The sequence below is a fragment of the Ramlibacter sp. AN1133 genome (assembly GCF_037890035.1).
Taxonomy (GTDB): Bacteria; Pseudomonadota; Gammaproteobacteria; order Burkholderiales; family Burkholderiaceae_C; genus Ramlibacter.
The window spans coordinates 71,052-93,394 of record NZ_JBBKTQ010000022.1 but is presented as its reverse complement, the minus strand read 5'-3'; the positions used below and the strand labels follow the sequence as shown (position 1 = coordinate 93,394).

Genomic DNA, 22,343 nt, shown 5'->3' with positions numbered 1-22,343 from the left:
GGCCCCCCCCCCCCCCGGCCCCCCACTCTGGCCAACCACCGATCATCCCCGCCTGCACCGGACGAGAGCCTAGATATTTGCGGGACAGGACACTGGCCCGTTGCAGGCGATGATCCGGGGATTCCGCCATGGATCTGCCCCACAGCCCCGCCGCCGACCGCAACAAGGACGCCATCCTCGCCGTCCTGCGCGCAATCCTGCCTGGACAGGGCAGCGCGCTGGAGATCGCCTCGGGCACCGGCCAGCATGTCGCCTGCTTCGCCGCCGCGCTGCCGGGCTGGACCTGGCAGCCGACCGAGGCCGACGCGCGCCTGCTGCCGGTGATCGCCGCCCGCGTCGCCGAAGCCGGCCTCGCCAACGTGCGCCCTGCGGTGCCGCTGGACGTGATGGCGCCGCAGTGGGCTTTGGAGAGCGCACCCTTGCCGCAGCGCTTCGACGCGATCTTCTGCGCCAACCTGCTGCACATCTCGCCCTGGCCCACGTGTGCAGCGCTGATGGAGGGCGCCGCGCGCCACCTCGCGCCCAGCGGCGTGCTTGTCACCTACGGTCCCTATCTGGAGGACGACGTCCCCACGGCGCCCAGCAACGAAGCCTTCGATGCGAGCCTGCGTGCGCGCGACGCTGCCTGGGGCATCCGCCGGCTGGAGGACGTGCGGGCGCAGGCGCAGCGCGCCGGGCTGGTCCTGCGCGGCCGGCACGCGATGCCCGCGAACAACCTGCTGCTGGAATTCGTGGTGGCAGCCGATGCGGCCAGCGGTCGCCAGCCCTGAGCGCTGGAGCCTGGAAGGCAGGTGTCCGGGCTGCGGCTGAGCGTGTTCAGCGCGGCCGTGAGCGACGTGCCTGAGCTCAGGGCGCCAACTGCCCTCGCAGCGCTTCCATCGTCGCGAACATGTTGGCCCACTTCGACGGCGGCTCGAAGCCTTCACCGCAATCCTCGCCGACGCGCGTGGAGTCCACCAGCGCCACCGCATCGGTCATCGCCTTGCTGAACTTCTGCTCGGTCGCGAAACCGAGCTTCTGCTTGACCGCGGCGTTGGCGTCGACCTGCACGCCGGCCTTGGTGAGGATGAACTTGTCGAAGTACTGCTTTTGCGGATGGAAGGCGATGTTCTGCTCGCGCAGGTAGGCCTGCAGGGCGTCGTCCTTGAACGGGTAGGGCAGGCCAGGCCAGAACGCGTTGAACAGCCCGTCCCAGTGGTTCGGGATGTAGTGCCTGGGACGGGCGATGGGCACGATCATCTCCGCCACCGGCTTGCCGCCGGTGCCGATCCACGCGTCGACCTGCGTCAGTCCCGCATCGCGCATCGCCGCGCGCAGGTTGTTCAGGGGCGAGCCGTAGCTCACGCCGTCGACGACGATGTCCTTGTCGAGATCGAAGGCGCTGGCGGAGTTGTTGATGAAGAACGAGAGCTGCTCGCCGCCGCGATCCACGGTGAAGAGGAAGGCGCGGTTGCCGCCGCCGTTCGGATAGTCCTCGCCCACGCCGGCGCGAAAGCCGCCGTTGGCGGGGTCGGGGACCGGCGGGCGATACAGCTCGCGCGCGAAGTGCTGGATCGGGTTGCTCGCGTCGCCGCTGTGGTTGAAGCGCACCACGCGCATCGTGATGCCGTCGCCCAGGTCGAACTTCTCGCCCCCGCTCACGCTGCGGCAGCCGGAGGCCGGCACGCCCTGCGCGACGGCCTGCAGGCACGAGGAGGTGCCGCCGATCATCGGCGCTCCCGTCATCTTCACCCAGCTTGGCGAGTCCCAGCTGTGGTCCCAGTGGCTGTGGCCGACGAGCAGCAGGTCCAGTTTGGCGGCGCCGAGCGCGGCCTCGCGCACCTTGCGCAGGGAATCCATGTCCACGGCCTGCGCCGTGCGGGTGTACGCGTACTGGTCGTTCGGCAGCCCGGGTGGCGGATAGAAGCCAGCCTGCGGCAGCCGCGTGAAGTAGGCATCCATCCAGATGCGCTTGTCGCCGAACTTCATCTCCCAATTGGCGATGGACATCCAGGTCAGCTCGACCCTGGGGGTCTGCGCCTGCGCGGCCGGGGCGCCGAAGGCGGAGACGACAACTGCGAAGGCGAGCGCTGTGATTCTGCGGGTCATGGGCACTCCAGTTGTTGCGGGGGACCCGCAGCGTAGGAGCACGCCCGCCGGCGCGCGCTGGAGGAAACCCTAGCCGCCGCCAGCGGATGGCCTGGCGTGCAGCTTGGCCGCGATGTACTCGCCGTGCGTGACGTGCAGCAGGCCCGCGATCTTCGAGATGACGTGGCTCTCGCCCGCATCCGCGCTGCCGTCCACGTAAGCCACGCGCCACATCAGCTCGATCACCTCGATCTTCTGCGGGTGTGTGAGGCGATCGTTGAGCACCGAGGTGAAGGAGAAGAAGTCGTTGCTGTGGCGCGAGCGCTCCTCCGCGGCGGCGAGCAGTTCGCGCACGTCGTCCTCGCCGAGCGCGAACCTGTCCTGGAGCACCTGCATCACGGCGGCGCGTTCCGCGGGATCCATGCCCTGGTCGGCGCGCATCGCTTCCACCAGCAGCACCGCGGTGGCGAGCTCGACGCCGAGCGCTGGCTCGGCGGAGGAAGAGGCTGGCGCGGCAATGGCGCGCAGGAAGTCACGCAACGCTGGGATCACGGCTTTCATTGTCGGCGGTCGTGCACCTCCGGTTGCCCCACAGATACACAGGCTTGCAACTCTCTACCCCAACTTCGCCCGCGCCCGACGCGGCAGCGCGAGCATGGGTCTCCGACCTTCAGGAGAAAGCAAACCATGAGAACCAGGAACATCGTCAGCGGCATCGTCGCCGCATCGCTCGCATTCAGCTCGCTGACCTTCGCGCAACCGGGGCGCCAGGACGACCGCCGTGACGGGCGCGATGCGCGGCACGAGCAGCGCAAGCCGCAACACGACCGGCGCGACATGCGCCACGACCAGCGCGACGCGCGCCACGAGCGGGAGAGGGACGCGCGCGAGGACAGGCGCGATGCCCGCGAAGACCGCCGCGAAGCCCGCTACTACTACAACGCCCGCGGCCCCGAGTTCCACCGCGGCGGCCGGCTGCCGCCGGGCCTGCGCGATCGCCACTACGTGGTCAGCGACTGGCGCGGGCACCACCTGACGGCACCGCCGCGCGGCTACCAGTGGGTGCAGGTCGGTCCCGACTACGTGCTGGCGGCCGTCGCCACCGGGATCATCCTGAACCTGATCGTCAGCCGGTAGTCGTCGCGCAGGGCGAGGCCGCCCTGCCGCCGCCGATCGCGGCCGAGAGCACGGAACCCCCCGCGGGATTCACGCCGCCTGCCCCCGGTACCAGTCCAGGATCTGTTCGCCCGTCCACATCACGACGCCCGGGTGGGCCAGGATGTGGTCGTACAGCATCTCCAGGTACTTGATGCGGTGGGGCACCCCGGTCAGGTAGGGATGGATGGAGATCGCCATCACGCGCGGCGCCTTCGCGCCGTCCTGGTACAGCCGGTCGAACTGGTCGCGCCCGCGCCGGAAGATCTCGTCGGAGGGCTGCTGCTGCACGGCGCTGATCACCACGTCGTTGACTTCCACCGTGTACGGCACCGAGATCACGTCGCCGGCGCGCGTTCGGATGGGGACGGGCTGTTCGTCGAGCACCCAGTCGGCCACGTATTCGATGCCGGCTTCGGCCAGCAGGTCGATGGTCTCGTCGGTCTCGGTCAGGCCCGGGCTCTCCCAGCCGCGCGGCTTCCTGCCGGTGAAGTCGCTGATCGCCTTCATCGTGTCGGCGATCGCCGCCGCCTGGTCCTCGACGCGATGCATCGGGCGCTGCACGAAGCCATGGCCCATGAACTCCCAGCCCGCCTCGCGCGCCGCGGTGCAGGCCTCGCGGTACACCGAGCAGGCGGAGCCGTTGACGGCGAAGGTCGCCTTCAGCGAACGCGCCTGCAGGGTCTCCAGGAAGCGCCAGAAGCCCACGCGCATGCCGTATTCGTGCCAGGACCAGTTCGGCACGTCCGGCAGCAGCGGCTGCCCCATGGGCGGCGGCAGCACGGCGCGCGGCATCGCGGCCAGCGGGCTCCAGTTCTCGACGTTCACGATGGTCCACACCGCCACTCGGGCATCGAACGGCAGCTTCAGCGGCCGGCGGCGGTGGATCGGTTCGTAGCTGACGCGCTCGCGCACGCTGCTGCCGGTTTCCCTGCTGGTCATGGGTAGGCCTTTCGTCTCCGGGTGCGCTGCATGCTAGCGCGGAACGCCGCAATGCGCCCTTTCGTCGCCGGGATCGCCCCGCCTGTCCCCGAGGCGTCACGGCTCTCGGACGAATCCTAGGGACCCTCGGCAAGGGGGGGCCGCCGAATCGGAATGTTCCGAGCGTTTCTTCAGTGGGCGCTGATGTCGCGGCCCGGGCGATGGGGGCAAAGTACTTCCCATGGAGGGAGAAGCAGCCCACCGCAACGAAACGGACCGGACCGCCGAGGAGTCGGATTTATGAACACCCTGACAATGAACGCACTGATTGGCCTTTTCGTGGTGCTCGCCTGCACCGGCATGTTCTTCTTCGCCACCACCCGCGGCACCCTGATCGTGCGCGACCTCACGGGCGGGCGCAACACGCCGGAATCGCACGTGTACCCGATCTACTCCCGCATGGGGCTGATCAAGCTGGTGGACTTCCAGCCGATCATCTCCGCGATCCTGCTGTTCCAGTACCCGCGCCTGGTGACGAAGATCGTCAACGGCCTGAAGGCCACCAACCTCAAGGGCAAGCAGGTGCTGATCACGTCCTGCGCCTTCGGCAACGTGATGCCCCGCACGATCGAGGCCTCGATCGGCTCCGGCGCCAAGCGGGTCGTGGTCGCCGACATCATCCGCAACGAGCTGCAGCATGCCCGCAGCAAGCTCGATCAGCAGTTCGGCAAGAAGATCGACTACGTGGAGGAAGACGCCACGTCGATGAAGCTCAAGGAAGGCTTCGCCGACGCCAACATCATGTTCTTCCTGCTGCACGAACTGCCGCACGAACTGAAGATCAAGGCGCTGCAGGAAGCCGGCCGCATGCTGGCCAAGGGCGGCAAGCTGTACCTCGGTGAATTCCACAAGCCGGATTCGATGTTCTTCCAGATCCTGAGCTGGACGTACTTCAAGGTCTTCGAGCCCCTGGGCCTGGCCCTGTGGGACAGCCACGACCCGGTGGTCCTGCTGCAGGACATGGGCGGCTGGAGCGTCGAGCGCCAGACCTTCTTCTTCGGCAACTTCCAGATCGTCACGGCGACCAAGCTGTAACCCGGCGCCCGCTCCAACGACAAAGGACGCTTCTTCGGGGCGTCCTTTTTCCTTGGCTGGCTCGGCGTGGGCGCCCACCTACGCGGCCTGTCGGACCCATCCGGCGGGATGCGTGCGTGACACTTGCGTTCCGGCAGGCGCGTCTCCGTCGCGCTTTCGAGCCGGGCCAGCGTGGGTCGGTGGCTGTGCTCCCACTCCCTCGCAGTTGCTGGCGCGGTACCTTGTGTCGTGCGCAGTGCAGATAGGAGTGATCCAGGCCATGCAGATGCTGTCGGAGTTCGAGAAGTTCGGGGACGCCCGCATGGGTCCCCTGCCCCGCGATGAAGCCGCGGGTGGGAAGGGCGCGCGGCCGGCAGCGGCGGAACTGCTGGTCCCCGCCAGGGCGGCGGGTGTCGACACCGAACCCCAGGCCGCCCTCCACACCATCAGCCTCACCACCGCGTACGGCGACGTCGTCGCGGAGGAAGCGGTCGACGACGACGAATACGGCGCCGCGCTGCACCGCATCTACAACCAGGTCGTGCCCCGTGCGAGCGCCATCGTGGTGCTCGATGGCGTGATGCACACCCGCAGCTCCTTCCTGGAGTTCGTGCGCGCCTTCAACGACTGGGCTGCGCGCCAGCGCGGCACGGCCGCGGCGGCTTGAGCACTTCAGGCCGCGGTGCCGGCGGCGCGCCGGATGATCTCCGCGAAGTGCTTCAACACCGGTGAGCGCGTGGCCCCCTTGGGCCACAGCATGCCGGGCGTGCGGATCGGCGTCGGATCCTCCAGCGGGATCACGCGCAGGTCCGCCGTCTGCGAAACGGCCGTTTCCGTGATGATGCCCGCCAGGTCGGTCTGCCGGATCAGCTCGATCATCGGCGCCACCGAATTGAGCTGCGCCACCACCACGGGCTTCGCCGCGGCCTGCGCGAAGCATTCGTCCAGCAGCTTGCGCGTGACGAACTGCGCCGGCAGCAGCACCATGCGCACGTTGTGCAGTTCCGCCATGCGCACGCGCCGGCGCCGCGCCAGCGGATGCCGGATGCCCACGACCAGCCGCAGTTCCTCCTTGTACAGGGGCTCGAACCAGAGCGCGCTGCCTTCGCCGGGCGGGTAAGCCACCGCGATGTCGAGGTGGCCGGAATGCAGGCGTTTCAGGATCTGCCCGGCCGCCAGTTCCTCCACGCTCACCTGGATGCCCGGATACGCGTTCAGCAGCGTGGCCACGCACTGCGGCACCATGCGCGTGTTGAAGCTGGGCGTGGTGCCCAGCCGGATGCTGCCGGTGATCGCTTCGGCCGGCCCCCGCAGCGCCTGCAGCCCCAGGTCGATCTTCTCCAGCGCCGGCGTCATGTGGCTGCGCAGGATCTCGCCCGCCTCCGTCATGCGCACCTGCTTGCCGCCGCGGTCGAACAGCGGCGTGCCGAGTTCGTCTTCCAGCTGCCTGATCTGGTGCGACAGCGTCGACTGCGTGACGTGCAGGCGTTCGGCCGCGCGGGTGAAATTGAGGGTTTCGGCGACCGCGTCGAAATAGCGCAGGTGGCGGAGTTCCATCCTGCCGTCAGCGCGACGGATTGGCGGGCAGCGGCGGTGGCACCGGCGCCGGCGCGAAACCCGGCGAGCCGCCGGTGAAGCCGGGGAAGGTGCCGGTGAAGCCGGGCGAGGGCTGCGTCACCGGGGGAACGGGCGTCGGCACCGGGATGGCGGCGGCACCGGCCTGGACATCCGCGGCGGCCTCCGGCGTCGCCTGCGCCAGCGTGGACAGGGCGTCCAGCAAGGGCCGCTTCTGGTCCTCGAGTTCGCGGTAGCGCCCGTAGAGGCGGTCGCCTTCGGCCTGCAGCTCGTTCATGCGCTGGGTGCGGGCGTCCGCGTCGCGCTGGATATCGTCGATGCTGGACGGCGGGACCAGGGTGGACTGGCGATAGATCGGCAGGCGTTGCAGTGCCAGCCGCTCTTCGTTGCGGCGCATCTCCTGCACCATCTGGAACTGCTGGTAGACGGCCACCTGCTCCTGCGACAGGCGGTTGAGCGCGCCCTCCACCCGCTGCATCTGCTGCGCGATCGCGGCGGCCGTCTGCCCGAATCCGGCCGGTGCGGCGAACACGGCGACGGCCAGGACCATCCAGCGCAAGCTCATGGAGTCTCCTTCGTGGGGGGCGACGCGATCAATGTAGCACGGCCTCCGCCTGCGCTGCGTCGGCGCGCGCCGCAGTCCGGCCGGCCCGCGCAAGTGCTTGCCGCAGCAGGGAAAACCGCCTCAGGGTCGGCCCGGATTGTGATCGACGGCATCGATCGTGACAGTCGAAATTCATCACTTTCGCAGCGCCGCCGCCGTCCCTAGACTGCCCCGCACACAGGAGAGACCCACCATGGCCCAACTCGAAGTCAGCGATTTCGCGCAGGCAGTGATCGAACGCATGGCGGAGTGCAAGGACGCGCGCTTCCACCAGATCATGAGCTCGCTGGTGCAGCACGCCCATGCCTTCATCCGCGAGGTGGACCTGACGCCCGAGGAATGGATGGCGGGCATCCAGTTCCTCACGGCCACGGGCCGCAAGTGCGACGAGAAGCGGCAGGAGTTCATCCTGCTGTCGGACACCCTGGGCATCTCGATGCTGATCGTGGCGCTGGACCAGGCGCGTGGCGCCAGGGCGCTGGCCGACCGGCCCGGCGAGAAGCCCACCGAGGCAACCGTGCAGGGGCCGTTCTTCTGGCCGGGCGCGCCGCAGCTCGAACTGGGCGCCGACATCGGCGAGGGCCATCCCGGCGAGCCGACCTACTACCACGGGCGCGTGACCGACACCTCCGGCCGACCCATCGCGAACTGCGAGGTCGACGTGTGGTCCGGCGATGCGGATGGCCTGTACGACATGCAGAAGGGCGACAGCATGAGCCTGCGCGCGCAGTTCCGCACCGACGCGCAGGGCAACTACCGCTTCTGGTCGATCAAGCCGACCTTCTACCCGGTGCCGGGGGACGGCCCGGTCGGCGCGATGCTGGACAAGATGGGGCGGCACCTGAACCGCCCGGGGCACATGCACATGATGCTGAAGGCGCCCGGGCACGAGCGGCTGGTCACGCATGTCTTCGTCAAGGACAGCCCCTACCTCGAATCGGACGCCGTGTTCGGGGTGCGCAACAGCCTGGTCGTGGAGTTCCCGAAGCACGAGCCGGGCAGGGCGCCGGACGGGCGGCACATGAACAAGCCGTACTACACGGCGAAGTACGACTTCCGGCTCGTGCCTTCGGCTTGAGCGCTGGGGTTCGCCAAGCTCACCACCAGCCTACGAACGCCACCTTCGGGAGGATCGACTTGAAAATCGGCAAGGCCACGGTGCCGCGCTCCGCCATCACCACGTCCGACGCGGAGCGGATCGTCGTGCGCGGGCAGGACCTCTCGCGCGACCTGATCGGGCAGGTGAACTTCGCGGACTACTTCGTCTTCCTGCTCACCGGCCGCAAGCCCGATGCCGCGACCAGCGCGGTCGTCAACGCCACGCTGGTGGCGATCGCGGACCACGGCCTGGTGCCCAGCGTGCAGGCGGCGCGCATGACCTATGCCGCCGCGCCCGAGGCGCTGCAGGGCGCGGTCGCGGCGGGCATCCTGGGCTGCGGTTCGGTGATCCTCGGCGCGTCGGAGACGGCAGGGCGCATGTTCGTCGAGATCGACGAGGAGGCGCGAAAGCGCGGCGGCGACCTGCGCGCGGCCGCAGCCGCGGTCGTGGCGGCAAGGCGCGAGAAGAAAGAAGCCATCCCGGGCTACGGCCACCCCGAACACAAGCAGCGCGATGCGCGCGTCGACGCCTTGTTCGGCGTGTCGAGGCGGGCCGGCGCGGGCCAGCATTTCGTCGAGATCGCGCAGGCGGTCGAGGACATCATCCCCGGCATCGTCGGCAAGGACCTGAAGCTGAACGTGTCGGCGGCGATCCCCGCGGTGCTGCTGGGCGTGGGCTTCCCGGTCGGCGCGCTCAAGGGCGTGCCCATCCTCGCGCGCACGGCTTCGCTCATCGCGCACCTGGCCGAGGAGCAGGGCGACCCGATCGGCTTCGCGCTGTCGTACCAGGCGATGCGCGAGTTCGAATACACGGGCGAGCTGCCCAAGTGAGGCCGCACGCATGATCAAGGTCCTCGAAGGCGTGCGGGTGCTGGAGCACGGCACCTTCATCACCGGGCCAGCGGCTTCCATGCTGCTGGGCGACCTGGGCGCGGACGTCGTGAAGGTGGAGCTGCCCGGCACGGGCGACCCTTTTCGCGCGTTCAAGGGCGGCCTGTATTCGCCGCACTACCAGACGGTCAACCGCAACAAGCGCAGCGTCACGCTGAACACGAAGAACGCCGATGACCTGAGGAAGTTCGACGCCCTGGTGCAGGAGGCGGACGTCTACATCCAGAACTTCCGCCCCGGCTTCGCCGAGCAGATCGGCGCAGGGTTCGAGCGGCTGCGGGGGATCAACCCGAACCTGATCTACTGCGCGATCAGCGGCTTCGGCGCGACCGGGCCGTCGGCCCACCGCCCCACCTACGACAGCGTGGCGCAGGCGGCGAGCGGCTTCCTGGGCCTGCTGGTGAATCCGGCCAATCCGCGCGTCGTGGGCCCCGCGATCGCCGACATGCTCACCGGCTTCTATGCCGCCTACGGCATCCTGGGCGCGCTGTACGACCGCGAGAAGAACGGCACCGCGCGCCGCGTGGACCTCTCGATGTTCGAGGCGATGACGCACTTCAACCTCGACGCCTTCACGCATCTGTTCTCGGTGGGCGAGGTGATGGGGCCGTACAGCCGCCCCAGCGTGTCGCAGTCTTACGTGCTGGCGTGCGGCGACGGCAAGTGGATCGCGCTGCACATGTCCTCGCCGGAGAAGTTCTGGCAGGGCCTGGCCACCGCGATGGAGCGGCCGGACATCTTCCAGGACGAGCGCTTCGCCAGCCGGCAGGCGCGCATCGAGCACCAGGAGGACCTGATCGAGGTGCTGCGGCCGATCTTCCAGCAGCACGATCGCCCCGAATGGTGCCGCCGGCTGGACGCCAACGACGTGCCGCATTCCCCTATGTACACCACCGCGGAAGTTCCGGACGATCCCCAGGCGCAGCACCTGCAGCTGTTCGTGGAGACGGAGCACCCGGTGACCGGGACCTTCCGCACGGTGCGATCGCCCGTGTCCTTCGATGGCGAGCGGCCGCTGGAGGTCACGGCGCCGCCGCTGCTCGGCGAACACAACGAAGAATTGAGCCAGGGCTGGAAACCGAGACCGTAGGCTGGCGCTGAGCCGGAAAGCGCGCGCAACGTAGGCTGGCGGTGACGCGCGCCAGCGCCGGAACCCCAGCGATCGCAAGCGAGACAACAGGAGACAAACCATGACCCTTACCCGTCGCCGCATCCTCTCCGCCGCCGGCGCCGCGCTGGCGCTGCCCGCGCTGGCGCAGACCCCCGCGGGGCCGCCGGTGCGCATCGGCAGCACGCTGGCGCTGACCGGCCCGCTCTCCGCCACCGCGCTCACGCACAAGCTGGTCGGCGAGATCTACGTGGAGCAGTTGAACAAGCGCGGCGGCCTGCTGGGGCGTCGCGTCGAATGGATCGTGAAGGACGACCAGTCCAAGCCGGACCTCGCGCGCACCCTCTACGAGCAGCTGGTGACCAGCGACAAGGTCGACCTGCTGATGGGGCCCTACGCCACCGGCGCCATCCTCTCCGCGATGGGTGTCGCCCAGCGCTACAACAAGGTCCTGGTCCACCACACCTTCGGCATCCCCTCGATGGCGAAATTCGACATGCAGTTCCCCGCCTGGGCGCTCGGCCCCGACCCCGGCCAGACGGTGCCGAACACGGTGTTCGACATGCTCGCTGCCTCGAAGAAGCCGCCGAAGACCATCGCCATCGTCACCAGCAAGTTCCCATCGGTGCACTTCATGTCGCTGGGCGGGCGCGAGATCGCGAAGAAGCGCGGCCTCAAGGAAGTGCTGTTCCTCGAATGGGATTTCGGCAACCGCGACTTCGGCCCGATCGCCGCACGCGTCAAGGACGCCAAGCCGGATTTCGTCTGGATGGGCGACATCGGGCTGGAGGGCAACATGCTGCTGGATGCGATGAAGAAGATCGACTACACGCCGCCGCTGCACTTCCACACCTACCCCGCGCCGGGGCCGATGACCAAGTCCCCCGAGGGCGACGGCGCGCTGGCGCTGACCATCTTCGAGGAGCATCCGCCCTTCACCAACCACGGCGAGGCGGCGGCCTTCGTGAAGGCCTTCAACGAGCGCGCCGCGGCGGCCGGCCTGCCGGACACGCACGTGGAGGTGCAGGCCGCGGCCTCGTATACCGCGTGGCAGATCCTGGAAGCGGGCGTGCGCGGCGCCAACAGCTTCGACGACAGGAAGATCGCCGAGTTCCTGAAGAAGAACCGCATCGACACCATCCAGGGGCGGCTGCGCTTCGACGGGCCGAACAACTACGGCGACGACCTCATGAAGATCAAGCAGGTGCAGGGCGGCACCTGGAAGGTGGTGTGGCCGACCTCCTTCGCGGCCCCGGGCGCCTCGCTGCAGATGCGCTGACGGCGCGAGGACGATGACGCTTCCCAGCTTCAACCTCCTCGCCCAGGCCATCCTCTCCGGCATCTTCATCGGGGCGCTGTATGGCCTGATCGGGCTGGGGCTGGGGCTCACCTGGGGGCTGCTGCGGCAGATCAACCTGTCGCACTTCGGCCTGGTGTTCCTGGGCGGCTACCTGAGCTACCAGATGGCCAGCGCGTGGCACCTGGACCCGCTGCTGGCACTGGTGCTGGTGCCGCCGCTGTTCTTCCTGGTCGGCGTCGGCATGCAGTGGGTGCTCTCGCGTTTCGCCATCACGCCCTTCAACTCGCTGCTGGTCACCTTCGGCATCACGGTGGTGATCGAGGCCGGCATCCAGGGCATCTGGACGGCGGACTACCGCAAGCTGGAGTCGCCCTACAACGCGATGAAGTTCACCGTGGGCGGCCTCTACGTGCCGGTGCCGGAGCTGCTCACGCTGGTGCTGGCGCTGGGCATCTCCTTGGGCGTGTGGGCCGGCATGCGCTACACGGACCTGGGCAAGGCCCTGCGCGCGATGGCGGAGGACGGGCCCATCGCGGCAGCGTTCGGGATCGATTCGCGCCTGCTGTCGCTGCTGCTGGCCGGTGGTTGCGCGGCGCTGGCGGGCGTGGCGGGCGTGTGCCTGGCGCTCACCTTCACGCTCACGCCCTCGCAGATCTTCGCCTGGGTCGGCGTGGTGTTCGCCGCCGTGATGCTGGGCGGGCTGGGCAGCGCGCTGGGGCCGCTGGCGGCCGGCGTGATCATCGGCGTGAGCGAGGCGGTGACGATGGCGGTGGCGTCGCCCTCGTGGGCGCCGATCGTGTCGTTCTCGCTGCTGATCCTGATGCTGCTGTTCCGACCGGGCGTGACGCGATGAAGCGGACCATGCTCGCGATCGTCGGCACGGGAGCGCTGCTGGCCAGCATCCCGTGGCTGGGCGTGCCCTCGTTCTACGAATCGATCCTGTACCTGGTGTGCCACTGGATGGTGCTGGCGCTGTCGTGGAACATCCTCTCGGGCTATTCCGGCTATTTCTCCTTCGGGCACGGCGCCTTCTTCGGCATCGGCATGTACGCCACGGCGGTGCTGGCCGGCAAGTGGAACTGGCCCTTCCTGGCGACGCTGCCCTTCGCGGCGCTGCTGCCCGCGCTGCTCGGCCTGCTGCTCGGGTTCGTGGTGTTCCGCGTGAAGGCGGTGCGCGGCGAGCTGTTCGCGCTGCTGACGCTGGCGGTCACTTTCGTCGTGGCCACCATCATCCTCAACACGCCGATCGATGGCGGTCCGGGCGTGTACCTCAACGCCGTGGACGTGCCGAAGCTGGGGCCCTCCCCGTCGTCGTCGCTCTACCTGATGGTGCTGGCGACGGCGGTGGTGACGCTGCTGGTCGCCTTGCGCGTGCATGCGTCGCGGCTGGGCATCGGCCTGTTCGCGATCCACGACGACGAGGACGTGGCGGAGGTGATGGGCGTGCCCACCTTCCGCTACAAGCTGGTCGCCTTCGCCATCTCGTGCGCGCTGGCGGGCGTGGCGGGCGGCATCCACGCGCTGTTCGTGCAGTACGTGACGGCGGGCGAGACCTTCAACATCACGGTGCCGCTGACGGTGGTGCTCATGAGCGTGCTGGGCGGCACGCGGCATTGGGCCGGGCCGGCGATCGGGGCGACGGCGATCACGGGGCTGCTGTACTTCTTCACGGCGGGGGATCACGCGGTGGCGGGACGCGCGGCGGTGGGCGCGATCCTGGTGCTGGTGATCCTGTTCCTGCCGGAGGGGATCCTGGGGCGCTCGCTGCGGCGCAAGCCGGGCAAGGGCGTCGCCGCCGCGCGGGCGGGCGAAGCCGTCATCCCGGAAGCGGCCCGGGACCCGGAGCCGGCGCCGCAGGCGCCGGTCCGCAGCCGAACCCCCATCGGCGCTCCCCTGCTGGAAGTCCGCGCCCTCTCCAAGTCCTTCAAGGGCGTGCAGGCGCTGGACCGCGTGAACCTGCAGGTCCGCCAGGGCGAGATCCTCGGCCTGCTCGGCCCCAACGGCTCCGGCAAGTCGACGCTGATCAACGTGGTCAGCGGCCATTTCCCGCTGTCCGGCGGCGAGATCCTCTTCGACGGCCGCAACCTCACCGGCGCGCCCGCGCACCGCATGGCGCATGCCGGCATCGCCCGCACCTACCAGATCCCGCGCCCCTTCGCGCACATGACGGTGCTGCAGAACGTCTCCATGGTCGCGATGTTCGGCTGCGCCTCGCTGCCGCAGCAGGCTGCGATCCGCGAAGCCTGGAAGTGGCTCGAATTCACCGGCCTGCAGGCGCGCGCCCACGCCCTGCCCGAGGACCTGAACCTGCACCAGCGCAAGTTCCTCGAACTCGCGCGCGCGCTGGCGGCGCGGCCGCGGCTGGTGCTGCTGGACGAAGTGCTGTCGGGGCTCACGCCCGGCGAGATCAACGAGGCCATCGAGCTGATCCGCCGCATCCGCGACCAGGGCGCGACCATCGTGTTCGTGGAGCACGTGATGCGCGCCGTGATGGCGCTCACCGACCGCATCGTGGTCCTGAACCACGGCAAGCTGATCGCGCAGGGCGAGGCCGCCGACGTGATGAAGGACAGCGAGGTGGTCAACGCCTACCTCGGAAAGCCCGCCTATGCTTGACGTCGCCCGCCTGCAGGTGAACTACGGCGCCGCGCCGGCGCTGTGGGACGTGTCGGTGAACGTCGCCCGTGGCGAGCTCGTCTGCGTGGTCGGCCCCAACGGCGCCGGCAAGAGCACGCTGATCAACGTGATCGCCGGCCTGCACCGTGCGCGCGGCGGCCGGCTCGTCTTCGAGGGCGAGGACATCACGCAGCTGCCCAGCCACCGCTTCTGCGCCAAGGGCATCGCCATCGTGCCCGAGGGGCGGCGCCTCTTCACCGGCATGAGCGTGGAGGAGAACCTCGCGCTGGGCAGCTTCCTGCCGCAGGCGAAGGCGCACCGCGCGGCCTCGCTGGAGCAGGTGCTGGCGCTCTTTCCCGCGCTGAAGGAGAAGCTGGCGAGCCCTGCCGGCGCGCTCTCCGGCGGCCAGCAGCAGATGGTGGCGATCGGCCGCGCGCTCATGAGCCGGCCGCAACTGCTGCTGCTGGACGAGCCTTCGCTGGGCCTGGCACCCGCGGTGGTGCTGGACATGTTCAAGGCGATCCGCGAGATCAATGCGCGCGGCACGTCCGTGCTGCTGGTGGAGCAGAACGTCGCGATGGCCATGGAGATCGCCCGCCGCGCCTACGTGATGGAAGAGGGCCGCATCGTGGCCGAGGGCGCGCCGCGCGATCTGCTGCAGCGCCCGGAGATCCAGAAGGCGTACCTGGGGCTGGAAGCTGTGTGACCGACGCGCCATCGCAGGCTGGTGGCGACGCGCGAAGCCCAGGAACCCCGGCGCTTCCCGCCGCTGCCGGCATCGCTGGGGTTTCGCTTCGCTCCACCGCCAGCCTACGCCTGTGTTCCGCGCCGCGGAAAAGTCATTTGCTGGCGGGCTGCTTCCGTGCCGGGGCAGCGCCCACTACAGTCCCCCGATCCCGAGGAGGCGCGATGGACGACGCATTGACCGACAAGCTCCTGATCCGCGAACTCGTCGAACGCTGGGCCGTCTGGCGCGACGCCGGCGACTGGGAACGCTTCGCGACGGTCTGGCATCCCGACGGCGTGATGATGGCCACCTGGTTCCAGGGCCCCTTCCGCGAATTCATCCGCGTCACCCAGGAAGGCTGGGACAAGGGGGTGAGCATCCTGCACTTCCTGGGCGGCTCGGCGATCGAGGTCAACGGCGAGCGCGCGATCGCGCAGACCAAGATGACGATCTCCCAGCGCGGCATGGTCGAAGGCGCCGACGGCCCCGTGCTGTGCGACGTGGTCTGCACCGGCCGCTTCCACGACTTCATCACGAAGCACGAAGGCGCCTGGAAGGTGCTGCACCGCCAGCCGATCTACGAGAAGGACCGCATCGACCCGGTCGACCCCATGGCGCAGCTGCGGCTCGATGCGCAGCTGCTGGCCTCCATGCCGGAGGGCTACCGCCACCTGGCCTACATCCAGACGCGCATCGGCTACCAGGTCAAGATGGACATGCCGATGCTCAAGGGCGCGCAGGTGCAGGACCTGTACCGCCGCGGCGCGAGCTGGCTTGCCGGCGGCGCGCTGGAGCGCTAGGAATGGGCTCCCCCCCGAAGCGGCCTGCGGCCGCCTCCCCCTCGAGGGGGCGCCACCAGCGGCCCGGCCAAGCCGGTTCCGCGGTGGCACTGGAATGGACGCGACGTGCGGCGCTGGCCTTCCTGGGGACAGTGCCCTTCGCTGCGCTGCCCCAGGTGTACCCGGCCAGGCCGGTGCGCATCATCGTTCCGCAGCCGCCCGGCGGCGGCTTCGACACGGTGGGGCGCCTGCTGGCCGACCGCCTCGGCCGCGTGACGGGCCAGAGCTTCGTCGTCGAGAACCGGACCGGCTCCGGCACGCTGGTCGGCACCGACGCCGCGGCCAAGGCACCGGCCGACGGCTACACGCTGGTGGTCGGCTCCATCTCCAATCTCGCACTGAACCCCGGCCTCTATCCGAACCTTCCCTACGACAGCCTGCGCGACTTCGAGCCGATCGGCCTGCTCGTGAGCTACAGCTACACGCTGGTCGGCCGCAAGGACCTGCCGTTCGCCACGCTGCAGGAAGTGCTGGCCTACGCGAAGGCCAACCCCGGCAAGCTGAATTACGCCTCGGCCGGCGTCGGCTCGGGCCAGCACGTGCTGGGCGCGGCGCTGTGGCACCTGGCCAAGGTGGACGTGGGGCACGTGCCGTACCGCGGCGCGCAGCCCGCCTACCAGGACCTGCTGGGCGGCCGCATCGACCTGTTCTTCGATCTCTCGCCGACGGCGCGCGTGCAGGTGGATGCCGGCAACGCCAAGGCGCTCGCGGTGTCGGGCGCCGCCCGCAACACCATGCACCCGCAGGTGCCGACGGTGCAGGAGACGGGCGCCGCGCAGCTCGAACTCGAATCGTGGTTCGGCCTGTTCGCGCCGGCGAAGACGCCGCCCGAGGTCCTGCAGAAGCTGCGCGCCGATTTCGCCCGGGTCGCCGCTGCGCCCGACGTGCAGGAGACGCTCGTCAAGTCCGGCGGCAAGCCGATGGCGCTGATCGGCGATGATGCGCGCGCCGTGGTGGCCCGCGACGTCGAACACTGGACCCGGCTGGTGAAGACGCTGGGCATTCGCGCCGAATGATCCCTCCAACCCCAAGAAGACCAGCATGAACGTTCTCGGCATCTCCGGCAGCCTGCGCAAGGGCTCGTACAACAGCATGGCCCTGCGCGCCGCGCAGAAGCTCGTGCCGCCAGGCATGCGCCTGGACATCGCGGACATCGCCGCCATCCCGCTGTACAACGACGACGTGCGGCTGGCCGGCGAGCCCGCGGCCGTCTCGGAGTTGAAGGCCAAGGTGCGCGCCGCGGATGCCGTGCTGATCGTCACGCCGGAATACAACTTCTCCATCCCCGGGGTGCTGAAGAACACGCTGGACTGGCTCTCGCGCCCGCCGGAGCCGCCCTTCGCGGGCAAGCCGGTGGCCATCATGGGAGCGAGCCCCGGGCCGGTGGGCACCGCGCGCGTGCAGTACGACCTGCGCAAGGTGCTCGTGTTCCTCGACGCCTTCACCGTCAACAAGCCCGAGGTGTTCATCTCCTTCGCGCAGAACAAGTTCGACGCGCAAGGCGAGCTCACCGACGATGCGACGGCGAAGTTCATCACCGATCTCCTCGTCTCGCTGGAGAAACTGGCGACGCGCCTGGGCTGAACCTCTTGCTTGCTCCCTCCCCCTCCGGGGGAGGGTTGGGGTGGGGGCGCTTCCCCGAACGACCTTGAATCTCCCTCTCATCACCGACGGCCTCTTCTACGCCGTCTCCATCCCCGCGGTCATCCTCCTGGGCGTGAGCAAGAGCGGCTTCGGCGCGGGCTTCGGCTCGCTCGCCGTGCCGCTGATGGCGCTGGCCGTGACGGTGCCGCAGGCGGCGGCGATCCTGATGCCGGTTCTGTTCGTGCTGGATTGCATGGGGCTCGCGGTCTATCGGCGCGATTTCGACTGGCCGCTGCTGAAGTTCCTGCTGCCCTTCGGGCTGCTCGGCACCGTGGTGGGCACTTTCATGTTCCGGCTGCTGGACGCGAGGCTGGTGGCCGGCATCGTCGGCATCTTCACGCTGGTCTTCGTTGCCCAGCGCGTGCTCTATCCGCCCAGGTCCGACAGCCCGCCGCCCCCGAAATGGCTGGGCGCGATCCTCACCACGACTTCGGGGTTCACCAGCTTCGTCTCCCATACCGGCGGCCCGCCGATCACGGCCTACGTGCTGCCCCTGCGCCTCGCGCCCGTGGTGTTCACGTCCACCATGGCGGTGTTCTTCTTCGCGATCAACCTGGCGAAGTGGATCCCGTACGGCTGGCTCGGCCTGCTGGACCTGCGCAACATGAGCACCTCGCTGGCGCTGCTGCCCTTCGCGCCGATCGGCGTGTTCATCGGCGTGCGGATCGCGCGGCGCATCCGGCCCGTGCTGTTCTACCGATTCATCACGATCGGCATGTTGCTCACCGGCGTGAAGCTGGTGTGGGATGGGTTCCTGGCGCGTTAGGGAGACGGCAGAGATCGCCGGCAAACCTTCAGCGCTGTTGCCAATAGCCAGGGCGTCGACGTTGATGCGCCCCTGTCGATGCCTGCGAACACCTCGGTGCGGAACGCACGCGCGGCGACAGGGCTGCGCTCGAAGTACCAGAGGAAGGCCTCCGTGATCTCTTCTTTCGCGGGCGCAAGAAGAGCGACCTCGTAGCGATTCACAGAGCGCTCAATCTCGATGTCTGGCCGCATCCCTAGTGCAGCGTCTCATCCCACCCCGGCATCCGCTCGTCCCCGCGCTTCCTCCTCGCCTCGTTCTCGGCCCGCTCGCGCGCCATCTGCTCCTCGAACTGCTGCCGGCCTTCCTTGACGACGGCGATCATGCGCGCGCGGTCGCGGTATTCGGGGTACATCTTCTCGAACAGCTCCAGGTTGTGGCGGCGAAAGCGCATCGCATGCCGGCGCGCCTGGTAGGGCGTCTGCCCCAGCACCTCCAGCACGGTGCGGCCGCTGCGCAGGCTGGACTCGAACAGCTCGCGATCCACGTGCATCACGCCGCGGTCGCGCAGCGCGTTCCAGTGCGGCACGTCGCGCGCGCGCGCCACCAGTTCGACTGTCGGGAAGTGCTCGCGCACGAGGTCCACGATGCGCAGCGACTGCTCCTTGTCGTCCACCGCCACCACCAGCACCCGCGCGTTGCCGGCGCCCGCGGTGCGCAGCAGGTCCAGGCGCGTGGCGTCGCCGTAGTGCACCGTGTAGCCGAAGGCGCGCGCGGCCTCGACCATGTCGGCGTCGTGATCGAGCACGGTCGACGCGATGCCCTGCGCATTGAGCAGGCGGCCGATGATCTGGCCGTAGCGGCCGAAGCCCGCGATGATCACCGGCGCGGCCTGCGGGTCGCTCAGCTCCGGCAGGCGCCGCGGCCCGTCGGTGAAGCGGGGCAGCACGAGCCGGTCGACCGCCAGCAGCAGCAGCGGCGTCAGCAGCATGGACACGGCCACCGCGCCGATCAGGAGCGATGCGGTTTCGGCGGAGAAGACCTTCGCACCGGCGGCAGCCTGGAACACGACGAAGGCGAACTCGCCGCCTTGCGCCAGCAGCAGCGTGAACACGGGGCGTTCCGCCAGGGGAATGCCCATCGGCCTGGCGATGCCCCAGATCACCGCCGATTTCAGCACCAGCAGCAGCGCCACGATCAGCGCCATCGAGCCGGGCGAACGGGCGAGCACGCCGAAGTCGATGCTCATGCCCACGGCGATGAAGAACAACCCGAGCAGCAGCCCCTTGAAGGGCTCGAGGTCGGTTTCGAGCTCGCGCTTGTATTCGCTTTCCGCCAGCAGCACGCCGGCGAGGAAGGCGCCGAGCGCCATCGACAGGCCCACCAGCTGCATCAGCGCCGCGATCGCCACCACCAGCAGCAGCGCCGCCGCGGTGAAGATCTCCGCCGTGCGGCTCTTGGCGATCCAGCGCAGCAAGGGGCGCAGGGCGAGCCGGCCACCCAGGATGATGCCGCCGATGACGGCGATGATGCGCAGCGCCTCGATGCCGCCGTCGCCGCCCGCGTTGGCCTCGCGCGTGCCTCCGAGCAGCGGCAGCAGGGCGAGGATCGGGATCGCGGCCACGTCCTGGAACAGCAGGATGGAAAAGCCCGCGCGTCCGCTCGTGGTGGGCAGCAGGTTGCGCTCGCCCAGCACCTGCAGCGCGATCGCCGTCGACGACAGCGCCAGCCCCAGTGCGGCCACCAGCGCCGTGCGCCAGGGCGCGCCGGCGAGCATGCCGGCCGCGAAGAGCAGGGCCGCGCATCCGAGCACCTGCGCGCTGCCCCAGCCGAAGATCGGGTGGCGCAGGCTCCACAGGCGCCGCGGTTCGAGCTCCAGGCCGATCAGGAACAGCATCAGCACCACGCCGAACTCGGCGAAGTGCAGGATGTCTTCCACGTTGGTGACGAGACCGAAGCCCCAGGGCCCGATCACGATGCCCGCGGCGAGATAGCCGAGGATGGAGCCGAGGCCGATGGCGCGCGACAGCGGCACCGCGATCACCGCGGCGGCCAGATAGATCAGGCTGTTGGTCAGCCAGGCCGGTGCGTGTTCCATTCAGTCGCTGTCGTGGGGAGCGGGGCGGTCGGTGGTGGGCACGTCCGTGATCGGGCAGGCGCCGATCTCGTCGAGCTCCGGCCAGTCGGGATAGGTGGCGAGCCGGTCGCGGAAGGTTTCGGCGTGCGCATCGAGCTCCTCGCCGCTGGCGCGGTGCGCGCCGTGCAGCAGCAGCGGCGGCAGGAAGCGCATGCCGCACAGCGCCGCCGTCTGCTCGTACGGCGGCAGGAAGGCATCGAAGAAGTAGCGGTTGTAGCCCTGCGGATGGTAGGAGGACTCGGGCCCGCCGGTGCTGGCCACCAGCCACAGGTCCTTGCCGTGCAGCGCGGTGCCCGCGCGCCCGTAGGCCCAGCCGTACTGCAGCACTTCGTCGAGCCACAGCTTCATCAGCGCCGGCATCGAATACCACTGGATCGGATGCAGCAGCACCAGCAATTGGGCGGCCTGCGCCGTCTCCTGTTCGGCCTCGATGTCGATGTCGAAGTCGGGATAGAGCGCGTACAGGTCGCGCACCTGCACGCCCGGCACGCCGCGCGCCTGCTGCACCATCAGCCGGTTCACGCGCGACTCGCGCCAGTCGGGGTGCGCCGCCAGCACGAGCACGCCGGAGCGGCGGTTTGCGAACTCATCCATGCCCTGTAACATAGCCCAAAGCGGCCTGTACGGGGCCGCGCGACCAAGGAGCCCGTTGATGCCGGTCGTCGTTGTTGCGAACCCGAAGGGTGGCGTGGGCAAGTCCACCATCGCCACGAATATCGCAGGATTCCTCGCCAGCCGCGGCCACAGCGTGATGCTCGGCGACGCCGATCGCCAGCAGTCCTCGCGCCTGTGGCTGCGCCTGCGGCCCGGCGAGGCCCGCGCGATCAGCAGCTGGGACGTGGGCGAAGGCCAGGTCGCCAAGCCGCCGCGGGGCACGACGCACGTGGTGCTCGACACGCCGGCGGGCATGCACGGCAAGCTGCTGCAGGAGGCGCTGCGCATCGCCGACAAGGTGGTGGTGCCGCTGCAAGCGAGCATCTTCGACATCTACGCCACGCGGGCCTTCCTCGACGAGCTGGCGCACCTGCGCAAGGCGGGCCGCATGCAGGTGGGCATCGTCGGCATGCGCGTGGACGCGCGCACCATCGCGGCGGACAAGCTGCAGGAATTCGTGGAGGGCCTCGGCCTGCCGGTGCTCGGCTTCCTGCGCCCGACGCAGAACTACGTGCACCTGGCCGCGCGCGGCCTGACGCTGTGGGACGTGGCCCCGGGGAAAGTCGAACGCGACATCGAGCAGTGGCAGGGCATCGCGCAGTGGCTGGAAGGGTGAGCGCGCGAGGGGTGATGTAATCGGCCGCATGAAGATCTACGACTCCCTTGCCGAATTGCCGCCGCTCGTGGGCCAGGAGCTCGCGGTGAGCGACTGGATCACCGTCACGCAGCAGCAGATCGACCTGTTCGCCGACGCGACCGGCGACCACCAGTGGATCCACGTGGACCCTGAGCGCGCGAAGGCGGGGCCCTTCGGCACCACGATCGCGCACGGCTTCCTCACGCTGTCGCTGCTCCCGAAGATGGTGGAGTCCGCGCTGGACATCCGCAACCTGCGCATGAGCGTGAACTACGGGCTCAACCGCGTGCGCTTTCCCGCGCCGGTGCCGGCGGGCAGCCGCCTGCGCTCGCACATCAGGCTACTGGAGTGCCAGCCCTTGCCGGACAACGGCATGCAGATCGTCTGGCAGATCACCGTCGAGCGCGAAGGGGGCGACAAGCCCGTGTGCGTGGCCGAGTCGGTGACGCGCCGCTACGCCTGACGCGTGTAAACCGTAACGGCTCAACTCCACCCAAAAAGATGCCCGCACGAAGCGGGCAGGGAAGAAAAGGAGTCTGGGTTGCCTGGCC

General features: G+C 69.2%; 25 protein-coding genes. 17 read left to right on the top strand and 8 right to left on the bottom strand.

Going from position 1 to position 22,343, the window contains the following annotated elements:
• The first annotated feature begins 128 nt into the window (after nucleotides 1-128).
• Complete coding sequence (locus WG923_RS23990; protein WP_340353529.1) at nucleotides 129-770, top strand: DUF938 domain-containing protein; 642 nt, start codon at nucleotides 129-131, stop codon at nucleotides 768-770.
• A 76-nt stretch (nucleotides 771-846) separates the two neighbouring features.
• On the opposite strand, the gene WG923_RS23985 is transcribed toward WG923_RS23990, so the two are convergent.
• Both WG923_RS23985 and WG923_RS23980 read right to left on the bottom strand, forming a co-directional pair.
• Nucleotides 847-2,088 carry an MBL fold metallo-hydrolase gene (locus WG923_RS23985; protein WP_340353528.1) on the bottom strand — a complete coding sequence of 414 codons (1,242 nt, stop codon included), beginning with the start codon at nucleotides 2,086-2,088 and terminating at the stop codon, nucleotides 847-849.
• 69 nt (nucleotides 2,089-2,157) lie between these two features.
• Nucleotides 2,158-2,628, bottom strand: a complete 471-nt coding sequence (locus WG923_RS23980; RefSeq protein ID WP_340353527.1) for a tellurite resistance TerB family protein — start codon at nucleotides 2,626-2,628, stop codon at nucleotides 2,158-2,160.
• A gap of 126 nt (nucleotides 2,629-2,754) precedes the next feature.
• Between WG923_RS23980 and WG923_RS23975 the strand changes: the two genes are divergently transcribed.
• The gene (locus tag WG923_RS23975) at nucleotides 2,755-3,204 is read left to right on the top strand and encodes an RcnB family protein (RefSeq protein WP_340353526.1); all 450 of its coding nucleotides are present in this window, start codon (nucleotides 2,755-2,757) and stop codon (nucleotides 3,202-3,204) included.
• A gap of 69 nt (nucleotides 3,205-3,273) precedes the next feature.
• Here WG923_RS23975 and WG923_RS23970 read toward each other — a convergent pair whose 3' ends face one another.
• Nucleotides 3,274-4,164 (bottom strand): polysaccharide deacetylase family protein, encoded by an 891-nt coding sequence (locus WG923_RS23970; protein ID WP_340353525.1) that lies wholly within the window; start codon nucleotides 4,162-4,164, stop codon nucleotides 3,274-3,276.
• A 279-nt stretch (nucleotides 4,165-4,443) separates the two neighbouring features.
• Between WG923_RS23970 and WG923_RS23965 the strand changes: the two genes are divergently transcribed.
• Together WG923_RS23965 and WG923_RS23960 are read left to right on the top strand one after the other, a co-directional pair.
• A complete protein-coding gene (locus WG923_RS23965; protein ID WP_340353524.1) occupies nucleotides 4,444-5,238 on the top strand; it encodes a class I SAM-dependent methyltransferase in 795 nt (264 codons plus the stop codon).
• A 259-nt stretch (nucleotides 5,239-5,497) separates the two neighbouring features.
• Nucleotides 5,498-5,884: a hypothetical protein gene (locus WG923_RS23960; RefSeq protein WP_340353523.1), complete on the top strand. Its 387-nt coding sequence runs from the start codon at nucleotides 5,498-5,500 to the stop codon at nucleotides 5,882-5,884.
• 5 nt (nucleotides 5,885-5,889) lie between these two features.
• On the opposite strand, the gene WG923_RS23955 is transcribed toward WG923_RS23960, so the two are convergent.
• Both WG923_RS23955 and WG923_RS23950 read right to left on the bottom strand, forming a co-directional pair.
• Nucleotides 5,890-6,774 (bottom strand): LysR substrate-binding domain-containing protein, encoded by an 885-nt coding sequence (locus tag WG923_RS23955; RefSeq protein ID WP_340353522.1) that lies wholly within the window; start codon nucleotides 6,772-6,774, stop codon nucleotides 5,890-5,892.
• A gap of 7 nt (nucleotides 6,775-6,781) precedes the next feature.
• On the bottom strand, nucleotides 6,782-7,357 hold the full coding sequence (locus WG923_RS23950; RefSeq protein ID WP_340353521.1) for a hypothetical protein: 576 nt from the start codon (nucleotides 7,355-7,357) through the stop codon (nucleotides 6,782-6,784).
• Nucleotides 7,358-7,589: 232 nt separating this feature from the next.
• On the opposite strand from WG923_RS23950, the gene WG923_RS23945 reads away from it, so the two are divergent.
• The 11 genes from WG923_RS23945 (at nucleotide 7,590) to WG923_RS23895 (ending at nucleotide 18,385) form a co-directional block, all read left to right on the top strand.
• Nucleotides 7,590-8,474, top strand: coding sequence for a dioxygenase family protein (locus WG923_RS23945; protein ID WP_340353520.1), 885 nt, complete (start codon nucleotides 7,590-7,592; stop codon nucleotides 8,472-8,474).
• 59 nt (nucleotides 8,475-8,533) lie between these two features.
• Nucleotides 8,534-9,325: a citryl-CoA lyase gene (locus WG923_RS23940; RefSeq protein WP_340353519.1), complete on the top strand. Its 792-nt coding sequence runs from the start codon at nucleotides 8,534-8,536 to the stop codon at nucleotides 9,323-9,325.
• A gap of 10 nt (nucleotides 9,326-9,335) precedes the next feature.
• On the top strand, nucleotides 9,336-10,475 hold the full coding sequence (locus WG923_RS23935; RefSeq protein ID WP_340353518.1) for a CaiB/BaiF CoA transferase family protein: 1,140 nt from the start codon (nucleotides 9,336-9,338) through the stop codon (nucleotides 10,473-10,475).
• Between the two features lie 100 nt (nucleotides 10,476-10,575).
• The gene (locus WG923_RS23930; protein ID WP_340353517.1) at nucleotides 10,576-11,772 is read left to right on the top strand and encodes an amino acid ABC transporter substrate-binding protein; all 1,197 of its coding nucleotides are present in this window, start codon (nucleotides 10,576-10,578) and stop codon (nucleotides 11,770-11,772) included.
• A 13-nt stretch (nucleotides 11,773-11,785) separates the two neighbouring features.
• Complete coding sequence (locus WG923_RS23925; RefSeq protein ID WP_340353516.1) at nucleotides 11,786-12,646, top strand: branched-chain amino acid ABC transporter permease; 861 nt, start codon at nucleotides 11,786-11,788, stop codon at nucleotides 12,644-12,646.
• A gap of 8 nt (nucleotides 12,647-12,654) precedes the next feature.
• Nucleotides 12,655-14,409: a branched-chain amino acid ABC transporter ATP-binding protein/permease gene (locus WG923_RS23920; protein ID WP_340353515.1), complete on the top strand. Its 1,755-nt coding sequence runs from the start codon at nucleotides 12,655-12,657 to the stop codon at nucleotides 14,407-14,409.
• The gene (locus WG923_RS23915; RefSeq protein WP_340353514.1) at nucleotides 14,402-15,115 is read left to right on the top strand and encodes an ABC transporter ATP-binding protein; all 714 of its coding nucleotides are present in this window, start codon (nucleotides 14,402-14,404) and stop codon (nucleotides 15,113-15,115) included. The genes WG923_RS23920 and WG923_RS23915 overlap by 8 nt, the downstream gene beginning before the upstream one ends.
• Nucleotides 15,116-15,318: 203 nt before the next feature.
• A complete protein-coding gene (locus WG923_RS23910) occupies nucleotides 15,319-15,936 on the top strand; it encodes a nuclear transport factor 2 family protein (RefSeq protein WP_340353513.1) in 618 nt (205 codons plus the stop codon).
• An 83-nt stretch (nucleotides 15,937-16,019) separates the two neighbouring features.
• The gene (locus WG923_RS23905; RefSeq protein ID WP_340353512.1) at nucleotides 16,020-16,991 is read left to right on the top strand and encodes a Bug family tripartite tricarboxylate transporter substrate binding protein; all 972 of its coding nucleotides are present in this window, start codon (nucleotides 16,020-16,022) and stop codon (nucleotides 16,989-16,991) included.
• 25 nt (nucleotides 16,992-17,016) lie between these two features.
• On the top strand, nucleotides 17,017-17,559 hold the full coding sequence (locus WG923_RS23900; RefSeq protein WP_340353511.1) for an NADPH-dependent FMN reductase: 543 nt from the start codon (nucleotides 17,017-17,019) through the stop codon (nucleotides 17,557-17,559).
• Nucleotides 17,560-17,623: 64 nt separating this feature from the next.
• Nucleotides 17,624-18,385, top strand: coding sequence for a sulfite exporter TauE/SafE family protein (locus WG923_RS23895; protein ID WP_340353510.1), 762 nt, complete (start codon nucleotides 17,624-17,626; stop codon nucleotides 18,383-18,385).
• On the opposite strand, the gene WG923_RS23890 is transcribed toward WG923_RS23895, so the two are convergent.
• The 3 genes from WG923_RS23890 to kefF are packed head-to-tail and all read right to left on the bottom strand — an operon-like array spanning nucleotide 18,382 to nucleotide 21,095.
• Nucleotides 18,382-18,588, bottom strand: a complete 207-nt coding sequence (locus WG923_RS23890; RefSeq protein WP_340353509.1) for a hypothetical protein — start codon at nucleotides 18,586-18,588, stop codon at nucleotides 18,382-18,384. The two genes, WG923_RS23895 and WG923_RS23890, sit on opposite strands and share 4 nt — an antisense overlap.
• 32 nt (nucleotides 18,589-18,620) lie before the next feature.
• On the bottom strand, nucleotides 18,621-20,462 hold the full coding sequence (kefC, locus tag WG923_RS23885; RefSeq protein ID WP_340353508.1) for a glutathione-regulated potassium-efflux system protein KefC: 1,842 nt from the start codon (nucleotides 20,460-20,462) through the stop codon (nucleotides 18,621-18,623).
• Nucleotides 20,463-21,095, bottom strand: a complete 633-nt coding sequence (gene kefF / locus WG923_RS23880; protein ID WP_340353507.1) for a glutathione-regulated potassium-efflux system oxidoreductase KefF — start codon at nucleotides 21,093-21,095, stop codon at nucleotides 20,463-20,465. It abuts the gene before it with no gap.
• A 58-nt stretch (nucleotides 21,096-21,153) separates the two neighbouring features.
• Here kefF and WG923_RS23875 point away from each other — a divergent pair, with 58 nt between their 5' ends.
• Nucleotides 21,154-21,771, top strand: coding sequence for a ParA family protein (locus tag WG923_RS23875; RefSeq protein ID WP_340353506.1), 618 nt, complete (start codon nucleotides 21,154-21,156; stop codon nucleotides 21,769-21,771).
• A 28-nt stretch (nucleotides 21,772-21,799) separates the two neighbouring features.
• On the top strand, nucleotides 21,800-22,255 hold the full coding sequence (locus tag WG923_RS23870; protein WP_340353505.1) for a MaoC family dehydratase: 456 nt from the start codon (nucleotides 21,800-21,802) through the stop codon (nucleotides 22,253-22,255).
• The last annotated feature ends 88 nt before the right edge of the window (nucleotides 22,256-22,343 follow it).